19 protein-coding genes are annotated in these 19,564 nt (G+C 67.0%); 16 read left to right on the top strand and 3 right to left on the bottom strand.

Annotated elements, in window-relative coordinates:
- Positions 1-438 precede the first annotated feature (438 nt).
- The 6 genes from rsmD to IMX13_RS00115 all read left to right on the top strand — a co-directional run bounded on the left by rsmD (position 439) and on the right by IMX13_RS00115 (position 5,252).
- Entirely contained in the window at positions 439-1,017 is a 579-nt protein-coding gene (gene rsmD / locus IMX13_RS00140) for a 16S rRNA (guanine(966)-N(2))-methyltransferase RsmD (protein ID WP_053517311.1), read from the top strand.
- Positions 1,018-1,043: 26 nt separating this feature from the next.
- Entirely contained in the window at positions 1,044-1,553 is a 510-nt protein-coding gene (coaD, locus tag IMX13_RS00135; RefSeq protein ID WP_053517312.1) for a pantetheine-phosphate adenylyltransferase, read from the top strand.
- A 58-nt stretch (positions 1,554-1,611) separates the two neighbouring features.
- Positions 1,612-2,103 (top strand): hypothetical protein, encoded by a 492-nt coding sequence (locus IMX13_RS00130; RefSeq protein WP_053517314.1) that lies wholly within the window; start codon positions 1,612-1,614, stop codon positions 2,101-2,103.
- Positions 2,104-2,235: 132 nt separating this feature from the next.
- On the top strand, positions 2,236-2,517 hold the full coding sequence (locus IMX13_RS00125; RefSeq protein WP_053517316.1) for a YfhL family 4Fe-4S dicluster ferredoxin: 282 nt from the start codon (positions 2,236-2,238) through the stop codon (positions 2,515-2,517).
- Positions 2,514-4,244: a gamma-glutamyltransferase gene (gene ggt, locus IMX13_RS00120; protein ID WP_193395518.1), complete on the top strand. Its 1,731-nt coding sequence runs from the start codon at positions 2,514-2,516 to the stop codon at positions 4,242-4,244. Before IMX13_RS00125 ends, ggt begins: the two co-directional genes overlap by 4 nt.
- Positions 4,245-4,364: 120 nt before the next feature.
- Positions 4,365-5,252 carry an MBL fold metallo-hydrolase gene (locus IMX13_RS00115; protein WP_074901296.1) on the top strand — a complete coding sequence of 296 codons (888 nt, stop codon included), beginning with the start codon at positions 4,365-4,367 and terminating at the stop codon, positions 5,250-5,252.
- 52 nt (positions 5,253-5,304) lie between these two features.
- Here the strand turns inward: IMX13_RS00115 and upp are convergent, their stop codons facing one another.
- A complete protein-coding gene (gene upp / locus IMX13_RS00110; protein ID WP_053517320.1) occupies positions 5,305-5,937 on the bottom strand; it encodes a uracil phosphoribosyltransferase in 633 nt (210 codons plus the stop codon).
- A 163-nt stretch (positions 5,938-6,100) separates the two neighbouring features.
- On the opposite strand from upp, the gene IMX13_RS00105 reads away from it, so the two are divergent.
- The 6 genes from IMX13_RS00105 to IMX13_RS00080 all read left to right on the top strand — a co-directional run bounded on the left by IMX13_RS00105 (position 6,101) and on the right by IMX13_RS00080 (position 14,104).
- Entirely contained in the window at positions 6,101-8,662 is a 2,562-nt protein-coding gene (locus IMX13_RS00105; RefSeq protein WP_193395517.1) for a TonB-dependent receptor, read from the top strand.
- Entirely contained in the window at positions 8,662-9,774 is a 1,113-nt protein-coding gene (locus IMX13_RS00100) for a phytase (RefSeq protein WP_193395516.1), read from the top strand. Before IMX13_RS00105 ends, IMX13_RS00100 begins: the two co-directional genes overlap by 1 nt.
- On the top strand, positions 9,771-11,135 hold the full coding sequence (locus tag IMX13_RS00095; protein ID WP_053517322.1) for a metallophosphoesterase family protein: 1,365 nt from the start codon (positions 9,771-9,773) through the stop codon (positions 11,133-11,135). Before IMX13_RS00100 ends, IMX13_RS00095 begins: the two co-directional genes overlap by 4 nt.
- Positions 11,136-11,145: 10 nt before the next feature.
- Positions 11,146-11,766 carry an inorganic diphosphatase gene (locus IMX13_RS00090; RefSeq protein WP_193395515.1) on the top strand — a complete coding sequence of 207 codons (621 nt, stop codon included), beginning with the start codon at positions 11,146-11,148 and terminating at the stop codon, positions 11,764-11,766.
- Between the two features lie 85 nt (positions 11,767-11,851).
- On the top strand, positions 11,852-13,267 hold the full coding sequence (locus tag IMX13_RS00085; RefSeq protein ID WP_193395514.1) for a deoxyribodipyrimidine photo-lyase: 1,416 nt from the start codon (positions 11,852-11,854) through the stop codon (positions 13,265-13,267).
- Between the two features lie 141 nt (positions 13,268-13,408).
- Positions 13,409-14,104, top strand: a complete 696-nt coding sequence (locus tag IMX13_RS00080; RefSeq protein ID WP_053517326.1) for an OmpA family protein — start codon at positions 13,409-13,411, stop codon at positions 14,102-14,104.
- A gap of 112 nt (positions 14,105-14,216) precedes the next feature.
- Here the strand turns inward: IMX13_RS00080 and IMX13_RS00075 are convergent, their stop codons facing one another.
- The gene (locus IMX13_RS00075; RefSeq protein ID WP_111185460.1) at positions 14,217-14,942 is read right to left on the bottom strand and encodes an SDR family oxidoreductase; all 726 of its coding nucleotides are present in this window, start codon (positions 14,940-14,942) and stop codon (positions 14,217-14,219) included.
- Between the two features lie 122 nt (positions 14,943-15,064).
- Here IMX13_RS00075 and IMX13_RS00070 point away from each other — a divergent pair, with 122 nt between their 5' ends.
- Entirely contained in the window at positions 15,065-15,961 is an 897-nt protein-coding gene (locus tag IMX13_RS00070) for a LysR family transcriptional regulator (RefSeq protein ID WP_193395513.1), read from the top strand.
- A gap of 18 nt (positions 15,962-15,979) precedes the next feature.
- On the opposite strand, the gene IMX13_RS00065 is transcribed toward IMX13_RS00070, so the two are convergent.
- Complete coding sequence (locus IMX13_RS00065) at positions 15,980-17,011, bottom strand: LysR family transcriptional regulator (protein WP_065174970.1); 1,032 nt, start codon at positions 17,009-17,011, stop codon at positions 15,980-15,982.
- Between the two features lie 147 nt (positions 17,012-17,158).
- Here IMX13_RS00065 and IMX13_RS00060 point away from each other — a divergent pair, with 147 nt between their 5' ends.
- The 3 genes from IMX13_RS00060 (at position 17,159) to IMX13_RS00050 (ending at position 19,466) form a co-directional block, all read left to right on the top strand.
- Positions 17,159-17,386, top strand: a complete 228-nt coding sequence (locus IMX13_RS00060; RefSeq protein ID WP_053517540.1) for a hypothetical protein — start codon at positions 17,159-17,161, stop codon at positions 17,384-17,386.
- Positions 17,383-18,153 (top strand): SDR family NAD(P)-dependent oxidoreductase, encoded by a 771-nt coding sequence (locus tag IMX13_RS00055; RefSeq protein ID WP_053517454.1) that lies wholly within the window; start codon positions 17,383-17,385, stop codon positions 18,151-18,153. Before IMX13_RS00060 ends, IMX13_RS00055 begins: the two co-directional genes overlap by 4 nt.
- Positions 18,154-18,242: 89 nt before the next feature.
- On the top strand, positions 18,243-19,466 hold the full coding sequence (locus IMX13_RS00050; RefSeq protein ID WP_065174971.1) for an efflux RND transporter periplasmic adaptor subunit: 1,224 nt from the start codon (positions 18,243-18,245) through the stop codon (positions 19,464-19,466).
- Positions 19,467-19,564: the final 98 nt, after the last annotated feature.

Raw genomic sequence — 19,564 nt, 5'->3', positions numbered from 1 at the left:
CATCCATGCGGCTCACACCCCGCGAACCCACAGTGCCCCGCCTTCGACAGTTGGCCGGTGGCCAGTAGATCCACGCCGTGCGTGGATGAAATCTCTCAGATCTCGAGATCCAAGCCAGGGTCAGATCCGTTTTCCACAGGAAAACGGATCTGACCCCAAGAGCCGTTCCGACAGATCGCAGGAAACGGTCGAAGGCGGGGTGGGTCAGGTTGTGGGGGTGTCCGCGGCATGGATGCCGCGGCCAAGCCCCCAGGGATGGGTTCACGGCGTCCCCCACAACCTGACCCACCCCGCCAACCCCCAGGAAACCAGCCTTTGCCGTTGCTCCAGCCGTTGCTCCAGCCGTTGCTCTGGCTTCTGCGGGTGCCGGGCGCCGCCCGGCCGAACTACAATCCCGCTCATGCTGAAATTCTCGAACACCCCCCGCAGGTGGCGCCGATGAGCGGCCGTGGAGGCAATGACGGCCAGGTTCGCATCATCGGCGGGCGCTGGCGCAATACCCGCCTGCCGGTGCCGAATCTGCCGGGCCTGCGGCCCAGCAGTGACCGTGTGCGCGAGACCCTGTTCAACTGGCTGATGCCCCGACTGGCCGGGGCCCGCGTGCTGGACCTGTTTGCCGGCAGCGGCGCGCTGGGCCTGGAAGCCGTCTCGCGCGGCGCCGCTCACGCCACCCTGGTCGAGCGCGATGCCCAGCTCGGCCGCAATCTGTCGGCCGCCGTCGCCAAGCTGCAGGCCAGCGCGCAGATCACCGTGGTCCAGGCCGATGCCCTGCGCTGGTTGCAGGGCGCTCCCGCGCAACAGGCGGATCTGGTGTTCATCGACCCGCCGTTCGCCGATGGCCTCTGGCAGGACGTGCTGGCCCAGCTGCCGCGGCATCTGGCAGCCGACGCCTGGCTCTACCTGGAGTCGCCGGCCGGTCACGTCCCGGTGCTGCCGCCGGACTGGCTGCTGCACCGCGAGGGCGGCACCCGTGAGGTGCGCTTTGCCCTGTACCGCCGCGCCGCTGCTACACTTTGACTTCATCTGAACATCTGCAACCGCCCATGACCGTGGCCAACCGCCGCATTGCCGTCTACCCCGGCACGTTCGATCCGATCACCAACGGTCATATCGACCTGGTGAACCGGGCCGCGCCGCTGTTTGAAAAGGTCGTGGTCGGCGTGGCGCAGAGCCCGTCCAAGGGGCCGACCCTGCCGCTGGAACTGCGCGTGCAGCTGGCCCGGGATGCCCTGGGCCACCATGGCAACGTCGAGGTCTGCGGGTTCGATACCCTGCTGGCCCATTTCGTACGCTCCGTCCAGGGCGGGGTCCTGCTGCGCGGCCTGCGCGCGGTGTCGGACTTTGAATACGAGTTCCAGATGGCGAGCATGAACCGCCACCTGATCCCGGAAGTCGAGACCCTGTTCCTGACGCCGGCCGAGCAGCACAGCTTCATTTCGTCTTCGCTGGTCCGCGAGATCGCGCGCCTGGGCGGCGACGTGTCCGGCTTTGTGCCGGCCGCGGTGCTTGAAGCCCTGCGCAGGGTCCGCGAGGCGAAATCGACCCAGTCGTAAGCCCCGCCGTACCCGCACCCCTTACGTACAACACCACGCACCATTCCGGGAGGAAACCATGAACACCACCATGCGCGCGATGCTGATCGCCTCGTTGGCCCTGGCCTTCACCGCCTGCAAGAAGGAAGAGGCCGCTCCGGTCGACGAAGCCAAGCAGGCGCTGGTCGCCCCGTCCAAGGACGACGACGCAGGCTGGAAGAAGTACCTGCAGGAAGTCGCCATCCAGAACATGGGCAATATCTCCAACAGCCCGTTCCTGTACTACCTCTCGCCGGAATCGGACCCGGACTTCCAGGCCAAGTACGAGCGCCAGACCGAGAGCGCGACCCAGGCCGTGGCCCGTGGCGTGCAGCCGGGCAACATGCTGGCCTTCGGTTCGTCGGCCTCGGGCAAGATGGCGGACATGATCCAGGCCGTGTTCAAGGACGTGTCGCCGGATTCGATGAAGGGCGTGCGCGTCGTCTTCATCGGCCAGTCGGCCGACAACGCCCGCGTGCAGGCGGCCGTGCAGCCGACCGGTGCCGAGTACATTTTCGTCGAAGCCAAGTAAGACCGAGCCGTGGCGGCCACGTTGCAACGTGGCCCGGGTGGCGCCTGTAGCGGGCGCCACCGATGACCTGACCGGCCCGCGCGCCCGCGCTGGCCGGTCCTTTGTCCCAAGGCGCGGGCGAGGAGTATCGCCATGTCGCTGAAAATCAATGAGCTCTGCGTCAACTGCGACGTCTGCGAGCCGGCCTGCCCGAACCAGGCCATTGCGATGGGTGAAACCATCTACGTGATCGACCCCGCCCGTTGTACCGAGTGCGTGGGCCATTTCGACGAGCCACAGTGCGTGGTCGTCTGCCCGGTCGAATGCATCGATCCGGACCCGGAGATCGTGGAAACGGAAGACCAGCTGCTGGCCAAACTGCGCCGGCTGCAGCACGATCATCCCGAACTCTACGCGGAGCCCCCATCCGAATGAAGACGCTGCTCGCCCGTCCCGTGTTGCTGCTCGGCCTGTTGCTGAGCCCGCTTGCCTGGGCCGATGCGCCGGCCCGTGCCGAACGTCCCGATGGCGCTGCCATTGCCAGCGGCCACGCGCTGGCCACCCAGGCCGGCGTCGACATCCTTGCGCAGGGAGGCAACGCGTTCGACGCCGCGGTGGCGGTGTCCTCGACGCTGGCGGTGGTCGAGCCGATCAGTTCCGGCCTGGGCGGTGGCGGCTTCTTCCTGCTGCATGATGCGGCCACCGGCAAGGACGTGATGCTGGATGCGCGCGAGACCGCGCCGGCTGCTGCCACGCCGCAGGCCTTCCTCGACGGGAAGGGCAACCTGGACCGCGACCGCTCGGTCAACGGCGCCTGGTCGGCGGGTATCCCCGGCCTGCCTGCGGCACTGGTGGAGCTTTCGGCCCGGCACGGCAGGCTGCCCCTGGCGGTTTCGCTGCAACCGGCCATCCGCATCGCCCGCGACGGCTTCCCGGTGTACGAGCGGATGGCCAAGGGCTATGCCTCGCGCCGCGAGGTGATGGAGCGCTACCCCGGGACCCGCGAGGTGTACCTGCGCAACGGCAGGCCGATCGCCACCGGTGATGTGTTCCGGCAGCCGGAACTGGCGCAGACGCTGGAGCGGCTGGCGGCAGGTGGCTTCGATGGCTTCTACAAGGGCCAGACCGGCAAGCTGCTGCTGGCCGGAGTGAAGCAGGCCGGTGGCCGCTGGACCGCCGAGGAGCTGGCCGGCTACCGGGTGAAGCAGCGCGAGCCGATCGTCTTCGACTACAACGGCTGGAAGATCACCACGGCGCCGCCGCCGTCGTCCGGTGGCATCGCCCTGGCCAGTATGCTGCAGATCCTCGAAGGCTGGGACATCAAGCAGATGGATCCGGCGCACCGCGCCCATCTGGTAGTCGAATCGATGCGGCGCGCCTACCGCGACCGCACGTTCTTCCTGGGCGATCCGGACTTCGTGCAGATCCCGCAGAAAGTGCTGACCAGCAAGGATTATGCCCAGGGCCTGCGTGCCACCATCCATCCGGAGAAGGCCACGCCCAGCGACCTGCTGTCGGGCAATCCGACGCCGCTGGAGGACGACGAGACCACCCATTTCTCGATCATCGACCGTGATGGCAACCGCGTCGGCGCCACCCAGACCGTCAACCTGCTGTACGGCTCGGGCCTGATACCCAAGGGCACCGGTGTGCTGCTGAACAACGAGATGGATGATTTCGCGCTGAAGCCGGGTACGCCCAATGCGTTCGGCGTGATGGGCTACGAGGCCAACGCACCGAAGCCGGGCAAGCGCATGCTCAGCTCGATGACGCCGACCTTCATGGAGAACGCCGACAAGGTCGTGGTGCTGGGCACCCCCGGCGGCAGCCGCATCATCACCATGGTGCTGCTGGGCATCCTCGGTTACGACGCCGGCCTGGACGCGCAGCAGGTCGCCGTGCTGCCACGCTACCACCACCAGTGGCTGCCGGACCTGATCGAGGCCGAAGACAACGCGTTCGACGCGGCCACCGTGAAGCAGCTGCAGGCGATGGGCCACAAGATCGATCTGCCGGGGAATGTCGCCGCCGGTGGCCGCGGCTCCAGCCACGTCTGGGGCAATCTGCAGACGGTGGAATGGGATCGCAGGAGCAACCGGTTGTTCGGCGGCAGCGATCCGCGCAACCCGGTCGGCAGCGCCCAGGTGGTGCCCGGCAGGTAACGGCCGGGCTCGCCGGGTCCCATCCGGCCGACGGTGAGCCGCAGCGCCCTGCCCGCAACGGCAGGGCGCTGCAGTTTCGTTCTAGCGATTATTTAACGGCCTGCCGACGATAATCGGCGCATGAAACTCTGGTCGATTCGTGGTAACTCGCAGCGCCTCGACGGCGGTGCGATGTTCGGCAACGCACCCCGTGCGTTGTGGGAAAAATGGGCGGCACCGGATGAGCTGAACCGTATCGAGCTGGCATGCCGCGCGCTGTTGGCCAGCCCGCTGGAAGGCAAGACGGTCCTGTTTGAAACCGGCATCGGCGCGTTCTTCGATCCGCGCATGCGCGAGCGCTATGGCGTGCAGGAAAGCCAGCATGTGCTGATCGATTCGCTGCGTGAGGCGGGCTTCGAACACGAGGACATCGACGTGGTGGTCCTCAGCCACCTGCACTTCGACCACGCCGGCGGCCTGCTGGCAGCATGGAGCGAGGGGCGCGAGCCCGAACTGCTGTTTCCCAATGCCACCTATGTGGTCGGTGCACAGCACTGGCAGCGCGCACTTCAGCCGCACCCGCGCGACCGCGCCAGTTTCATCCCGGAGCTGCCCGGGCTGCTGCAGGCCAGTGGGCGCCTGGAAGTGGTCGACGGCGAGTTCTCCCGGGCGCTGGGGCGCAGCGTGCGTTTCAGCTACAGCGATGGCCATACGCCCGGGCTGATGCTGGCCGAGATCGTCGGCCATGGGCATGCAGGCGAGGTCGCGCGCGGCGGTGTGGTGTTCTGCGCTGACCTGATTCCGGGGCGCTCGTGGGTGCACGTGCCGATCACCATGGGATATGACCGCAACGCGGAACTGCTGATCGACGAGAAGCGGCAGTTCCTGGAGGACAAGCTGGCGCGCAACGTGCATCTGTTCTTCACCCACGACCCGCAGGTCGCACTGGCCCAGCTGGGTCGCGACGACAAGGGGCGTTTCGTGACCCTGCACGAGCAGGGTGAACTGAAGGCGCGCGCGCTGGGGTGAGTGCCGGGGTCGGAGCCCTTTCTGCGAAAGGGATCTGACCCCGTCGCACCGGTCAGCCGACGCGGGTGCCGAAGATGCGGTCGCCCGCGTCGCCGAGGCCCGGCAGGATGTAGCCCTTTTCGTTGAGCTGGGCGTCGATTGCCGCCGTGTAGATCTCCACATCCGGATGCGCTGCCTTGACCGCGTCGATGCCCTCCGGAGCGGCGACCAGGAAAATGCCCTTGATGCGTCGCGCACCGGCCCGCTTGAGCATGTCGATGGTGGCGATCAGGGTGCCGCCCGTGGCCAGCATCGGGTCCAGGATCAGCGCATCGCGCTCTTCCAGGCGCCCGGTGAGGCGCTCGAAGTACGGCACCGGCTGCAGGGTTTCCTCATCGCGCTGCAGGCCGACCACACTCACGCGGGCGGCAGGGATCAGCGACAGTACGCCGCTGAGCATGCCCAGGCCGGCGCGCAGGATCGGCACCACGGTGATCTTGGCGCCAGCGATGCGCTGCACGGTCACCGGACCGGCCCAGCCGGGCAGGGTGTGCGGCTCGGTGTCCAGGTCAGCGGTGGCCTCATAGGCCAGCAGCGTGCCCAGCTCGTTGGCCAGTTCGCGGAAATCCTTGGTGCTGAGCGCGGCGTTGCGCATCAGGCCGATCTTGTGCTGCACCAGCGGGTGGCGCACTTCGACGATCTTCATGGTCGGAAAGGGGGGAAGGGAGAGGCGATCATTCTGCCGGATCGGGGTGCGGAACCCCAAACGGAGCGCAGCCAGCGGGCGCGGATCGAGGGCGTCTGTCATGGCCATGCAACCTTGCGGACATACCGTCCAGACCCATTCTTAACAGGAATGGGGATTCCCAGTGCATATCAAGACTCCGTTGGCCGTTGCCATCACGCTGACCCTGGCGATGGGGGCCAGCGCTCCGCTGCAGGCCGCCGCGCAGCAGACGGTCGCCGCCACGGGGGCAGCGGCGGTCGATGCGATCGACCTGGACCGCGTCGAGGTGCGTGCGCAGCTCGAATCGCAGATCCGCGCGGTCGATCTGAAGCGCAGCAGCGACGCGATCGAAGACGCCGTGTCTTCCGACGCCCTTGGCCAGTATCCGGACAAGAACGTGGCCGAATCGCTGCAGCGTCTACCCGGCATCAGCGTCACCCGCGACCAGGGCGAAGGCCGTTTCGTGGTCATCCGGGGCCTGGACGCCAACCTCAACAGCGTCAGCGTCGATGGAATCGCCGTGGGTACGCCGGAGGACTCCAGCCGCGCTGCACCGCTGGATGTCATTCCCTCCGACTCCACCGAGCGGCTGCGCGTGGTCAAGTCGCCAACGCCGGACATGCCCGGCGACGCGATCGGCGGTGCGGTCCTGGTCGAATCGGCCTCGGCATTCGATCGCGACGGGCGCAGCCTGCGTGCCAAGATCGAGGGCAGCCACCAGCAGCTCTCGGGCGAAACCAGCCCGAAGGCCGCCTTCAACTACAGCGAAGTGTTCGCCGATACGTTCGGCATCGCGCTGGGCGTGAACTACCAGAAGCGCAGGTTTGAATCGGACAACACCGAAGTGGAGTACGACGGCGAGGATGATGCTGCACCGGGGGATGTCACCGCGATCAACCTGCAGCACCGCAAGTACGAGATCGAGCGCAAGCGCATCGGCGCCAACCTCAACCTGGACTGGCGCCCGAATGAAGACAGCAAGTACTACCTGCGCACGTTGTACAGCCAGTTCGACGATGCCGAGACCCGCCAGCGGGTGATCTTCAATTTCGACGATGCCGACATGGTGCGCACCGGCACCGACCAGTACCGGCTGGATGACATGCCGGGCGATGCGATCGACAAGCGCATGCGTTACCGCACCAAGAAAGAGAACACCTTCGCAGCCAGCCTCGGTGGCGAGAACCGGCTGACCAGCGCGGTGGTCGATTACCGTATCGGCTACACCCGCACCGAGGAGCGGGTGAACGATGAGATGGAGGCGCGGTTCACACTGGATGGTGATGACTTCAACGGCACCCTGGACCAGCGCAGCCGGCTGCCGACCTACAGTTTAGACAACCCGCAGTGGCTGGACAACGGCAACTACGCCTTCGACCGCATCGTGCTTTCGCCCAAGCAGGTCAACGACAAGGAGCACAGCGCGCAGGTCAACGTACGCTTCGACGGCGACAGCAGCAGCCTGAAGTTCGGCCTGCTGGGCCGCTGGCGCGACCGCGATGTCAATACCGACGAGCGTGAGCTGCGGGTGGGCCCGAAGGTGGCACTGTCGAGCTGGACCACGTCGGCCCCCGAGCATCGCCATGGCAACCTGGGCGATGGCATGGATTCGGCGGCGATGCGGGCCTACTGGGCGGCCAATGGCAGCCAGTACAGCGCCCGGCCGCAGGATGCCGGCGCCAATGCCCTGGCCTCACTGGAAGAGGACTATGTGGCCAGCGAAGACATCTTCGCCAGCTATGCGATGGGGACCTGGGATATCGGCGCGCTGCGCATCATCGGCGGCGCACGCGTGGAGAACACCCGTTTCAAGGCGGTGGGCAACCAGGTCGAGGTGGCGGCCAACGGGCGCAGCTTCACCGTCACCCCGCGCGTGGCCAACACCAGCTACACCAATGTGCTGCCGGGCCTGCATCTGCGCTACGACGCAGCCGATGACTGGGTGCTGCGCGCCTCGGCCAACAAGACCGTCTCGCGCCCGTCCTTCGGCGACGTTTCGCCCCGTGTGGGCTACAGCCGCGGCGACGAGGAAGTGCGGCTGGGCAATCCCGAGCTGGATCCGTACGAGTCGAAGAACATCGACCTGTCGGTGGAGAAGTACATCGGCAGGACCGGCATCGTTTCGCTTGGCCTGTTCCACAAGTCCATCGACGGCTATATCGTGGAAACCGTGCGTACCAATGATCCGGACTACGACGGCTTCGACGTGACCCAGCCGATCAATGGCCGCAAGGCCACGGTACGCGGCGCCGAGTTCAACTGGCAGCAGCAGCTGGCCTTCCTGCCGGCAGGCTTCGACGGTCTTCTGGTCGGGGCCAGCGGCACCTGGCTGGATACCGAATTCGATGCCGGCATCGCGGACCGTGCCGGCGAGGACTTCACGCTGCCGCGTGCCTCCAAGCACGTGTACAGCGCGCACGTCGGCTACGAGAAATATGGCCTGAGCACCCGCCTGGCTGCGGTGTACCGCAGCGAATATCTGGACAGCATCGGCAAGGGCCGTGCATTCGACATCTACGTGGCACCCAACACGCAGCTCGACTTCTCGCTGGATTATCGCTTCAGCCCGCGCGTCAGCCTGTACTTCGAGGCGCAGAACCTGCTGGACAAGCCGTTGGAGCTGTACCAGGGCACGCGCTCGCGCACGCTGCAGATGGAAGAATATGGCCGCACCTATGCGTTGGGCCTGAAGGTGGCGCTGTGATGGGGCGGCACGTTCCGGTGCTCGTGGCAGCGATCGCATCCGCGCTGGTCGTGGGCTGCACGCCAGCGGCCGACCGCGCGCCGGCGGCACATGCGGCGTCGCCGACGCCTCCGGCGCGCACGGTGGCCACCGTTGCCGAGGCGTTCGTCTCGCCACTCACGCCCGCCGACAACATCGATTCGCCCGCAACCTGGCGGACGCCGGACGGGCAGATCTGGCTGATCGCCACCGCCAAGGCCACCGACAAACTGGTGGTGTATGACGGCAGCACCGGCCGTCACCTGCGCGACGTCGGTGCCACCGGTACCGGCCTGGGACAGTTCGATCGCCCCAATGGCATCGCCGTGACCGACGACCTGCTGTGGATCGTGGAACGCGACAATCACCGGGTCCAGGTCCTGTCCCTGCCGGACTTCATACCACTGGCGACGTTCGCTGCCGAAGATCTGCGCAAACCCTACGGGCTGTGGGTCGATCGCAGGGCGGACGGCTACAGCGTCTACGTCACGGACTCTTGGGACAACGGCGAGGACGCACAGGGCCGCGACATCCTGCCGCCGCTGGCGGAACTGGACAAGCGCGTGCGCCAGTACCACGTTTCCCGCGACGGCGCGAAGATCGACGCGAAGCGCATCGCCGACATCGGCGACACCAGTGAGGCCGGTGCGCTGCGCGTGGTCGAATCGATCTGGGGCGATCCGGACAACGACCGTCTGCTGATTGCCGAAGAGGATGAGAGCTACGCCAGCGAGTTCAAGGTCTATACGCTGGCAGGCCGCTTCACCGGCACCACCTTCGGCCGTGACGTGTTCAAGGCGCAGGCCGAAGGAGTGACCCTGCGGACCTGCGGCAAGGACGGCTGGTGGATCACCACCGAGCAGGGCAAGCAGCGCAGCGTGTTCCATCTTTTCGATCGGCACACGCTGAAGCCGGTCGGTGCCTTCCAGGGCAATACCGTGGCCAACACCGATGGCATCTGGCTGATGCAGCAGCCCAGCACGCGGTTCCCGCACGGTGCGCTGTACGCGGTGCATGACGATCAGGGCGTGGTCGCCTTTGACTGGGAAAGCATTGCCAGGCAGCTGGCGCTGCCGCTGGAGTGTGGCGCATGAGGCGGCACAGCACGCGCGCGTTCGTCGCCAGCCTGCTGCTGGCCCTGCCTCTGCTGGTCACCGCGGCGGTCGAACCCAACACGCAGGTGCCTGCGGGCAGCCGCCACTATGCGGCATCGCCACTGCCGGATCGTATCGTTGCCTCGCCCTCGGCCGACCCCAGCCACGGATTCGCCGTAGCCTGGCGTACGGATGGCAGCGTACAGGCGCCACTGCTGGAGATCGCGCGTGCCGGCGATTCGCCGGCCATCGAAGGCATTCGCGCGCTGCGCGCGACCACGCAGGCGCTGCAGACCGAGAACGGCCTGTCGCACCATCACCGCGTTGACATCGATGGCCTGCAGCCGGATACCGCATACATCTACCGTGTGCAGGGCAGGGCAGGCTGGAGTGCATGGAACCAGCTGCGCACGCTGGCCACCGCCGGGCAGCCGCTGACGCTGCTGTACTTCGGCGATACCCAGAACAAGAATCTCAGTCACGTCAGCCGCGTGGTCCGGGCCGCGCAGAAGGCGGCACCAGACGCTCGCCTGAGCCTGTTCGCGGGTGACCTGGTCAGCGGCGGCGACGGTGTGGACGACAGTGAATGGGGCGAATGGTTCGCCGCCACCGGCTGGCTGGCGCAGGAAACACTGGTGGCGCCTGCCATCGGCAATCACGAGTATTTCGAGGAGTTCGAGGACACTCCGCAGGAACGCCGTGTGCTGGGCCGGCACTGGCCGGTGACCTTCGCACTGCCGGGCAATGGCGCCGCTGCCGCGCAGCAGACCAGCTACTGGTTCGATGCGCAGGGCGTGCGCGTGGCGGTGCTTGATGGAACCTCGGCACTCGATCTCGGCACCGCCCAGGCCCAGGCACACTGGCTGGACAAGGTGCTGTCCGGCAATCCGCAGCCGTGGACCATCGTAATGCTGCACCAGCCCTTCTACTCGCCGCGCGAAGGCCGCGAGAACGCCGCATTGCGTGACGTGCTGCTGCCGGTGGTGCGTCGTCACCAGGTAGATCTGGTGCTGCAGGGGCACGACCACACCTATGGCCGCCGTGGAGAAGGACAGGCCGCCACACCACAGTACGTGGTGACCGTGGCGGGACCGAAGCAGTACCGTCTTTCCGATGAAGCCCGAAGGACGATGGCCCCGGTGGCCGAGGACACCCAGCTGTTCCAGGTGCTGCGCATCGATCCGCAGCATCTGCGCTATGAGGCGCGCACGGTGACCGGGCAGCTGTACGATGCCTTCGAGCTGCACCGTGACGCCAGCGGGGGCAAGCAGCGCACGGAGCTGACCGAAGGCCGCATCACGCCACGCGACTGCCCGCGCGCGCAGACTGCCAAGGGTCGCGCCGACCGTTGCTGGGAATAAGGAGACGCCGATGACCATGCCCCGACGCATCGTTCCTCTTGCTGCCATCGGTGCCGCTCTGCTGTTGCTGGCCGGTGCGGTGGCCGCCGCTGATGCGGTGCTGCATCCGTTCCTGGTGGCCCAGCCGCAGCAGGCACCGCAGGAGGTGAACCTGGCCGTGGAAATTCCCGCTGGCAGCTTCACCAAGTATGAGATCAAGGACGACGGGCTGGTCCACGTCGACCGCTTCCAGTCGATGCCGGTGGCCTATCCGGCCAACTATGGTTCGATGCCACGCACGCTGGCGGGCGACAACGATCCGCTGGACGCGCTGGTACTGACCCGTGAGCCCCTGCACCCCGGCGTGATCATCCGCTTCCGCCCGATCGGCTATCTGAAGATGATCGATGGCGGCGAACATGACGAGAAGGTCATCGGCGTGCCGACCGACAAGGTTGATCCGAGCTATGCAGGCGTCCGCGATCTGGCCGATCTGCCGGAGATCGAGCGGCAGCGCATCGAGGCGTTCTTCCGCGTGTACAAGGATCTGCCAGCCGGACGCAACCCGGTGCAGCTGCAGGGCTGGGGCAACGCGACCGAGGCGCGTACGCTGATCCGCGAAGCCATGCAGCGTTTCGACGCCCGGAAGTAGTCCGGCTGCGGACGGCGTTGCGCCCCTGCGCGGTCTTCACCTGTGCTGGCTATCATGGCCGCCTTCCACAGCAAAGGCGGTGCACGTGTCGGTAGCGTTGGTCTGGTTCCGTCGCGACCTGCGGCTGCAGGACAATCCGGCCCTGCAGGCCGCACTGGATGCGGGGCACGATGTGGTCCCGGTGTACATCCACGCGCCGCACGAAGAAGGCGAGTGGGCGCCGGGAGCGGCATCCAACGCCTGGCGTCATCGCTCGCTTGCCGCGCTGGATGCGGATCTGCGTGGCCGCGGTTCTTCCCTGGTGCTGCAGATCGGCGACAGCCTGCCGGTGCTGCAGGCACTGATCGCACGGACCGGTGCCACGGCGGTGTACTGGAACCGCAAGTACGAGCCCGCCACCCAGCCACGTGATGCCTCCATCAAGCGCACGCTGCGCGAGCAGGGCATCGATGCGCAGAGCTGCAACGGCAGTCTGCTGTTCGAGCCGTGGGATATCGCCACCCAGCAGGGGCAGCCGTACAAGGTGTTCACCCCCTACTGGCGCAACGTGCTCAGTCACTGGCGCCTGCCCGGGCTGCAGGCGGCGCCCGCGGCACTGGCAACGCATGCCGTCGAAGGCGAGTCGCTGCAGGCGCTCGGGCTGGCACCGGCGCTCGGCTGGGACGAGGGCTTCTGGGAGCACTGGCAGCCGGGAGAGGCCGGCGCGCTGGAGGCGCTTTCGGTGTTCGAGGACGGCGCGCTGCGAGGCTATCGCGCGCAGCGCGACCTGCCGGACCGGGTCGGCACCTCGCGGCTGTCACCGCACCTGCACTTCGGCGAGATCGCGCCCTGGCGCATCGCCCATGCGCTGGAAAGGCTGCGCAGCGCCGGTACCGACGCCGACATCGACGGCTACCTGCGGCAACTGGGCTGGCGTGACTTCGCCTACCACCTGCTGCATCACTTTCCGGAGACCCCCACCGGCAACCTCAACCCGCGCTTCGACCGCTTTCCGTGGGCCACGCCCAGCGCCGGCCAGCTGCATGACTGGCAGCGCGGCAACACCGGCGTACCGATCGTGGATGCCGGCCTGCGCGAGCTGTGGCATACCGGCTACATGCACAACCGGGTGCGGATGATCGTCGCCAGCTACCTGTGCAAGCACCTGCGCGCGCACTGGCTGCATGGCGCACGCTGGTTCTGGGACACACTGGTCGATGCCGACCTGGCCAACAACACGATGGGCTGGCAGTGGGTGGCCGGTACCGGTGCGGATGCAGCGCCTTACTTCCGCGTGTTCAATCCGGTCACCCAGGCCGAAAAGTTCGATCCTCAGGCGCGCTACATCACCCGCTGGGTACCGGAACTGGCGGCGCTGCCGGTGAAGGCGCGCTTCGCGCCGTGGCAGCATCCGCAGTGGCTGGCCGAGCACGCGCCGGAGTATCCGCGCAGCCCCCTGGTGGATCTGGCCGCCGGCCGGGATGCAGCGCTCGCCGCCTACCGCCAGTCGGGAGCGGGGTAAAGCGCCGTCGCGGGGTTCCAGACAGCTAGCTGAACAAGGGCCTGTCGAGCGGCGTGTTCATCATCCCGGCATCGCGTCCTGCTGTTTATCCTCTGGGCGGCCCGCAAGCCGCCGGCCCGACCGGAAACCAAGGAGACCATCATGATCCGCAACACCACCCGCAATGTCGCACTGGCCCTGATGAGCGCGGCCGTCCTGTCGGCCTGCGCCACCGGCGGTTCCTACGTGCAGAGCGATCAGTACGGCAACCCGACCGAGCAGCAGAACCGTACCGGTCGCAACGCGCTGATCGGTACCGCCATTGGCGTGGCCGCCGGCCTGCTCAGCGGCGACAGTGCGACCGAGCGCCGCCAGCACGCGCTGATCGGTGCAGGCATCGGCGCGCTCAGTGGCGCGGCCGTGGGCCAGTACCAGGATCGCCAGGAACGCGCGCTGCGCGAGCGCACTGCCAACACCGGCATCGATGTGCAGCGCCAGGGCGACAACATCATGCTGAACCTGCCCGACGGCATCACCTTCGATTTCGGCAAGTCGGCACTGAAGCCGCAGTTCTACGGCGCGCTCAACGGCGTGGCCGGCACCCTGCGTGATTACAACCAGACCATGATCGAAGTGGTCGGCCATACCGACAGCATCGGCAGCGATGCGGTCAACAACCGCCTGTCCAAGGAGCGCGCCGATTCGGTCGCCCAGTACCTGATCGGGCAGGGCGTGCAGAGCGTGCGTATCGAAACGCTGGGCGCCGGCAAGGCGTACCCGATTGCCGACAACAGCACCGATGCCGGCCGTGCCAAGAACCGCCGTGTTGAAATCCGCGTGATTCCGCTGCAGCAGTAACGCGCGGCGCGTGCGTGCAGGTCCGGCGCAGCCGGAACGGGAATGCCGCCCTTGCAGGCGGCATTTTCGTTGGGCGAGATGCGCGGCGCCTAGCGCAGGAACGGCGGCCGGGTCATGCCGCGGCCGTCGGCCGCACCACGATCTCGTTCACGTCCACGTCGTCGGGCTGCTCGATGGCGAACCGCACCGCGCGCCCGATCGCATCCGGCTGCAGGGCGATGGCGCGATAGCCGACCATCATTTCGGCGGCGACCGGGTCGGTGATGCTGTCCGCAAGCTCGCTTTCCACCACGCCGGGGTGGATGCAGGTGACCCGCAGCTCGCGGTGCTCCTGGCGCAGGCCCTCCGAGATGGCGCGTACCGCGTGCTTGGTGGCGCAGTAGACCGCAGCGGTCGGTACGACCGACAGCGCGCCGATGGACGCGATGTTGATGATCTGTCCGCGGCCGCGTGCGCGCATATGGGGCAACACGGCTGCGATCCCGTGCAGTACACCGCGGATGTTGACGTCGATCATCCGGTCCCATTCGTCCACCTTCAGCGATGCCATCGGCGACAGTGGCATCACACCGGCATTGTTGACGATCACATCGAGGGCGCCGAACTGCTCCAGGGCCGAAGCGGCGAACGCTTCGACCTGCGCGCGCTGTGTCACGTCCAGCGCATGCACGCGTACGTCGGCGCCGTGCTGGCGCAGTTCATCCGCCAGTGCCTGCAACCGTTCGAGGCGGCGCGCGCCCAGCACCAGGCGCGCGCCGGGCTGCGCCAGCGAGCGGGCGATGCCGGCGCCGATGCCGCTGGAGGCACCGGTGATCAGGATGGTTCGGGAATGGCTCATGGCAGGTCTCCGGAAGGGCTAGGGGGAAATGCCGGGTCGTGCCCGGTGCAGTCACGGTAGACGGCCTGCCTCGTCGCGATAAGATGGCGACTGCTGACTAACTTGTATAGATCCGCTAACCAATGTCCGTCGATCTCAATGCCCTCGCGGTGTTCCAGCGGGTAGCCGACTGCAGCAGCTTCACCGCGGCGGCCCAGCAACTGGGCGTGACCCGGTCGGCCGTCAGCCAGACCATCGCCCGGTTGGAACAGTCGCTCGGTGTCGCTCTGGTGCTGCGCACCACCCGCAGCGTCAACCTCACCGATGCCGGCCAGGCGCTGCTTGCGGCGGTCAGACCCGCCCTGGCTGAACTGGACAGCGCCGTGGAGTCCACGCTACGTCGCGGCAGCACCCTCAAGGGCCAGCTGCGCTTGGCCGTGTCCTCCATTGCCGAGCATTTCCTGGCCGGTCCCCTGCTGGCCAGCTTCGCCGCCCGGCACCCGGAGCTGCAGCTGGACATCACGGTGACCGATGAGGAGTTCGACATCGTCGAGGCGGGTTTCGACGCGGGCGTGCGTCTGGGCGAGGTGATCGCCCAGGACATGGTGGCGATTCCGGTGTCCGGCCGGCAGCGGCAGGTGGTGGTGTGCACTCCGCGGTATGGGCAGCAGCACGGCATGCCCAGGCACCCGCGCGAGCTGCCCGGGCACCGTTGCATCGGCTGGCGCGCCGCACCACGCAAGGCGCCCTATCGCTGGGAATTCGAAGAGCGCGGACGCGAGTTCAGCGTCGATGTACAGCCGGAGATCACCAGCAATGACATGGCCACGATGACCCGCCTGGCATTGGCGGGCGCCGGGCTGGCCTTCGGCATGGAGGACACATGGCGCCCGTGGCTGCAGCGTGGGGAACTGGTCAGCGTGCTGGAGCCGTACTGTCCGTGGTTCGCAGGGTTCTTCCTGTATTACCCCAGCCGGCGCCAGGCCGAGCCGAAGCTGCGGGCACTCATCGAGCATCTGCTGGAACAGCGCGCCGCATGACGCCGGGCAGGCCCCGCTTCACGCCGCCGGCGCGGCCACCTTCTCCAGGATCCGCTTGCCGCTGATCTCAAGCGCGGCATCTTCCTGCTCCTGCTGCTGCCGCGCCAGCTTCGCGCCAGGGCACTGCGCCAGCATGTAATTGGCGTCGAAGTTGAGCTTCTCCACCAGGAAGTCGACGAATGCGCGCACCTTCGGCGAGACCAGGCGGCCGCCGGCAAAGACCGCGTTGAAATCCACCTCCGGACCTGTCCACCCGGCAAGCACGCGACGGACCATGCCTGACTCGACGAACGGCTTGGCCATCACATCGCCGGTCAGGAGCAGGCCTTCACCGCACACCAGCGCGCCGTTGAGCGCGGACATGTCGTTGGCCGTCATCAGCGGCGTCACCGGGAAGTCACGCAGTTCCCCTCCGTTCTCGCCCAGCTGCCAGGTAAAGCGCGGTGAATTGCCAGTGTGGTAGGGCTTGCGCATGGCCAGGATGCGATGGAACTGAAGCTCTTCCGGGTGCAGTGGTTCGCCGTAGCGCTCGATGTAGGCTGGGCTGGCGAACACCTGCGTGCGCAGGCTGCCGAGCTTGCGTGCGACCAGGTTGGAATCGGGCAGGGCGCCGACGCGCAGGGCCAGATCGGCTTCACCGGCGATCAGGTCGAGCTTCTCGTTGCCCATGTGCATGTCCAGGCGGATTTCCGGGTACTGCGCATGGAACTGGCCCAGCAACGGCGCGATCCAGGTGATGCCGATGGAGTAGGGCACAGTGAAACGCAGCCAGCCGCGTGGGCCGGACTGCAACTGGCTGACCGCGCTCTCGGCTTCTTCCAGCTCGCGCGCGATGCGCTGGCAGTGCTCGTGGTAGATCGAGCCCGCCTCGGTCAGGCCAAGACGGCGCGTGGTCCGGTGCAGCAGGCGCGCGCCCAGCCGCGTCTCCAGCTCCTGCACCTTGCGGCTGACAGTGGTCTTGGGCAGGCCGAGCGCTTTGGCAGCTGCGATGAAGCTGCCCTGCTCGACCACTTTGACGAAGATCAGCGTTTCATTGAGATCGTGGGACATGGTCGGGAGTCCTGGACGTCGGGGGTGGGACAATCGTGACAGATCGATTGGACCGGGAACGGGATGATTATTCCCCTTAATCAGGACTAATCAAGTAAAGGTTTGAGGTCTATCGTGGCGCCATTCGTGAAATGGAGTCCCCCCGCCATGAGCCTGCGCAACATTCTTGCCCGTTTCCGGCATGCCGGCCAGAACGCCCTGGATCTGGCGATGACCGTTGAGATCCGCCCGAGTTCCTTGGTGCACAAGGATTTCCGTGAGTTTACCGCGCCCATGCGGCAGCAGCGTGGCGGTGCCATCCGCTTGGCGCCGCAGAAGAGCGATCGACTGCGCCGAATCGGGACTATCCCGGATTTGGGAGGAAATGTCCCGTGAATGGGATTCTGATGCCCGAAGTCCTGGTCCTCGGCGGAACCGGTGCGGTCGGCCAGGGCGTGGTCGGTGCGCTGCTGGAAGCCGGCAGCCCGGTGCTGGTGGTCGGCCGCGATCCAGGACGGCTGGCGTCGCTGGAAGCGCAGTTCGCCGATGAGCCCGGCCTGCAGACCATGCTGGGTTCACTGGCAGACGACGGTTCGGCGCAGGTCCTGGCCGAGCGCGTCGCGCAGCGCCCGCGGCCGTTGGCAGCGGTGATCGCGGCCATGGGCGGTCCTTACAACCGTGGCCGGGTGATGGACCGCAAGGGCGACGAACTACTCGGCGCACTGCAGGCCGACCTGATGCCCCATGTGCATGCGGTACGCCACCTGCTGCCGCTGCTGCGTGACAACGTGCATGCGCGGCGCTACGTGATGATCGGCAGCCCTGCCGGTCTCAAGCCCTGGGCCGGCTACGGCGAGACCTCGATCACCACCGCCGCCCTGCGCATGTACGCACAGGTGGTGCACCAGGAAGCACAGGCGGTCGGTGTCCGTGCGCAGATGCTGGAGGTGTGCAGCCCGGTGTGTACACCGGCCAACGCCGCCAACGCCTGCATCGAGTGGCCGAGCTCGCTGCTGGTCGGCCGGCGCGTGGTGTCGCTGCTTGATGGCTGCCGCGACAACCGCGCCATCGTTCGCTGCGACAGCAGCGATGCGGAACTGCCGCGGGGCCTGCTGCGACTGGAAGTTCCACCACCGTGGCGCGACGCCGTCGGTGTCGCTTGACCTTGACCTTGGTTGAGGTTGCAGCATACGCCGCACTTTCTGATAGCCATTCTCATTAGCTGTACCACCCCTCCGTACGGATGCATGCCATGACTTCCCCCAAAACCACCCCACATCGTTTCGGCCATCGCATTGCGATGGTCGGCGTGTCGATCCTCGCCGCGGCGGTGCTCGCTGCCTGCAGTGGCGGCCATGCCGAAGAAGCCGGTGCACCGCCCCCGCCGCAGGTCAGCGCAGCGCCGGTGCTGGTCAAGCAGATCAGCCAATGGGACGAGTTCAGCGGCCGCATCGAGGCGGTGCAGAGCGTTGAACTGCGTCCACGCGTGTCCGGCTACATCGACAAGGTCAACTACGTCGAAGGCCAGGAAGTGAAGAAGGGCGATGTGCTCTTCACCATCGACGCGCGCAGCTACCAGGCCGAGTACGATCGCGCCGCCGCTGAACTGGCCCGCGCCCGCACCCAGGCAACCCTGGCCCGCAGTGAATCGGAGCGGGCCAAGCGCTTGGCCGAGCAGCAGGCGATCTCCACCGAGACCGCCGAGCAGCGTCGCGCTGCGGCAGACCAGTCCGGCGCAGCCGTGCAGGCCGCGCAGGCGGCACTGGATGCTGCCCGGCTCAACCTGGAGTTCACCAAGGTGCGTGCGCCGATCGACGGCCGTGCCGGCCGCGCGATGGTCACCGCGGGCAACCTGGTCACCGCCGGCGACAGCGCCAGCGTGCTGACCACGCTGGTCTCGCTGGACACCGTGTTCGTCTACTTCGATGCCGACGAAAGCACTTTCCTGCGTTACGCGCAGATGGCACGCAAGGGCGAGCGCCCGAGCGAGCGCGACAGCGACCTGCCGGTGAAGGTTGGCCTGTCGGGTGAAGAAGGCTACCCGCACTCGGGCAAGGTCGACTTCCTCGACAACCAGGTCGCACGCAGCACCGGCACCATCCGCGTGCGTGCGCTGCTGGACAATGCCGACCGGCAGTTCACCCCGGGGCTGTTCGCCCGTGTGCAGCTGCTGGGCAGTGGCCAGTTCCAGGCGATGCTGATCGACGACAAGGCTGTGCTGACCGACCAGGACCGCAAGTACGTGTACGTGGTCGACAAGGATGGCAAGGCCCAGCGCCGCGACATCCGCCTTGGCCGCACGGCGGAAGGCCTGCGCATCGTCGAGCAGGGCCTGTCCGCAGGCGACAAGGTCATCATCGATGGCGTGCAGAAGGTCTTCATGCCGGGCATGCCGGTGCAGGCCAAGGCGGTGGCGATGCAGCCGGCTGCGGCCGCCGCACCAGGCCGTGATGCCACTGCTGCGCTGAACCGCTGATCCGCCGTCTCCTGATCCGAGTTTCCGCTTAGCTGCCGGCGCCAGCGGCGGCCTTCCCTGCCTTCGTCATATCGGCGAGGGGCAGGGTGGCTGTTGCC

The organism is Stenotrophomonas sp. B2 (assembly GCF_014947095.1).
GTDB classification, from domain to species: domain Bacteria; phylum Pseudomonadota; class Gammaproteobacteria; order Xanthomonadales; family Xanthomonadaceae; genus Stenotrophomonas; species Stenotrophomonas maltophilia_P.
This window is presented reverse-complemented; position numbering and strand designations above follow the sequence as displayed.

Bases quoted from the DNA above. Each gene is read 5' to 3' on its own strand.
- IMX13_RS00070 (WP_193395513.1), top strand. From the start codon at position 15,065: ATGTCCGTCGATCTCAATGCCCTCGCGGTGTTCCAGCGGGTAGCCGAC.
- IMX13_RS00100 (WP_193395516.1), top strand. From the start codon at position 8,662: ATGGGGCGGCACGTTCCGGTGCTCGTGGCAGCGATCGCATCCGCGCTG.
- IMX13_RS00115 (WP_074901296.1), top strand. From the start codon at position 4,365: ATGAAACTCTGGTCGATTCGTGGTAACTCGCAGCGCCTCGACGGCGGT.
- IMX13_RS00065 (WP_065174970.1), bottom strand. From the start codon at position 17,011: ATGTCCCACGATCTCAATGAAACGCTGATCTTCGTCAAAGTGGTCGAG.
- coaD (WP_053517312.1), top strand. From the start codon at position 1,044: ATGACCGTGGCCAACCGCCGCATTGCCGTCTACCCCGGCACGTTCGAT.
- IMX13_RS00080 (WP_053517326.1), top strand. From the start codon at position 13,409: ATGATCCGCAACACCACCCGCAATGTCGCACTGGCCCTGATGAGCGCG.
- ggt (WP_193395518.1), top strand. From the start codon at position 2,514: ATGAAGACGCTGCTCGCCCGTCCCGTGTTGCTGCTCGGCCTGTTGCTG.
- IMX13_RS00125 (WP_053517316.1), top strand. From the start codon at position 2,236: ATGTCGCTGAAAATCAATGAGCTCTGCGTCAACTGCGACGTCTGCGAG.
- IMX13_RS00130 (WP_053517314.1), top strand. From the start codon at position 1,612: ATGAACACCACCATGCGCGCGATGCTGATCGCCTCGTTGGCCCTGGCC.
- IMX13_RS00095 (WP_053517322.1), top strand. From the start codon at position 9,771: ATGAGGCGGCACAGCACGCGCGCGTTCGTCGCCAGCCTGCTGCTGGCC.
- upp (WP_053517320.1), bottom strand. From the start codon at position 5,937: ATGAAGATCGTCGAAGTGCGCCACCCGCTGGTGCAGCACAAGATCGGC.
- IMX13_RS00090 (WP_193395515.1), top strand. From the start codon at position 11,146: ATGACCATGCCCCGACGCATCGTTCCTCTTGCTGCCATCGGTGCCGCT.
- IMX13_RS00060 (WP_053517540.1), top strand. From the start codon at position 17,159: ATGAGCCTGCGCAACATTCTTGCCCGTTTCCGGCATGCCGGCCAGAAC.
- rsmD (WP_053517311.1), top strand. From the start codon at position 439: ATGAGCGGCCGTGGAGGCAATGACGGCCAGGTTCGCATCATCGGCGGG.
- IMX13_RS00050 (WP_065174971.1), top strand. From the start codon at position 18,243: ATGACTTCCCCCAAAACCACCCCACATCGTTTCGGCCATCGCATTGCG.
- IMX13_RS00075 (WP_111185460.1), bottom strand. From the start codon at position 14,942: ATGAGCCATTCCCGAACCATCCTGATCACCGGTGCCTCCAGCGGCATC.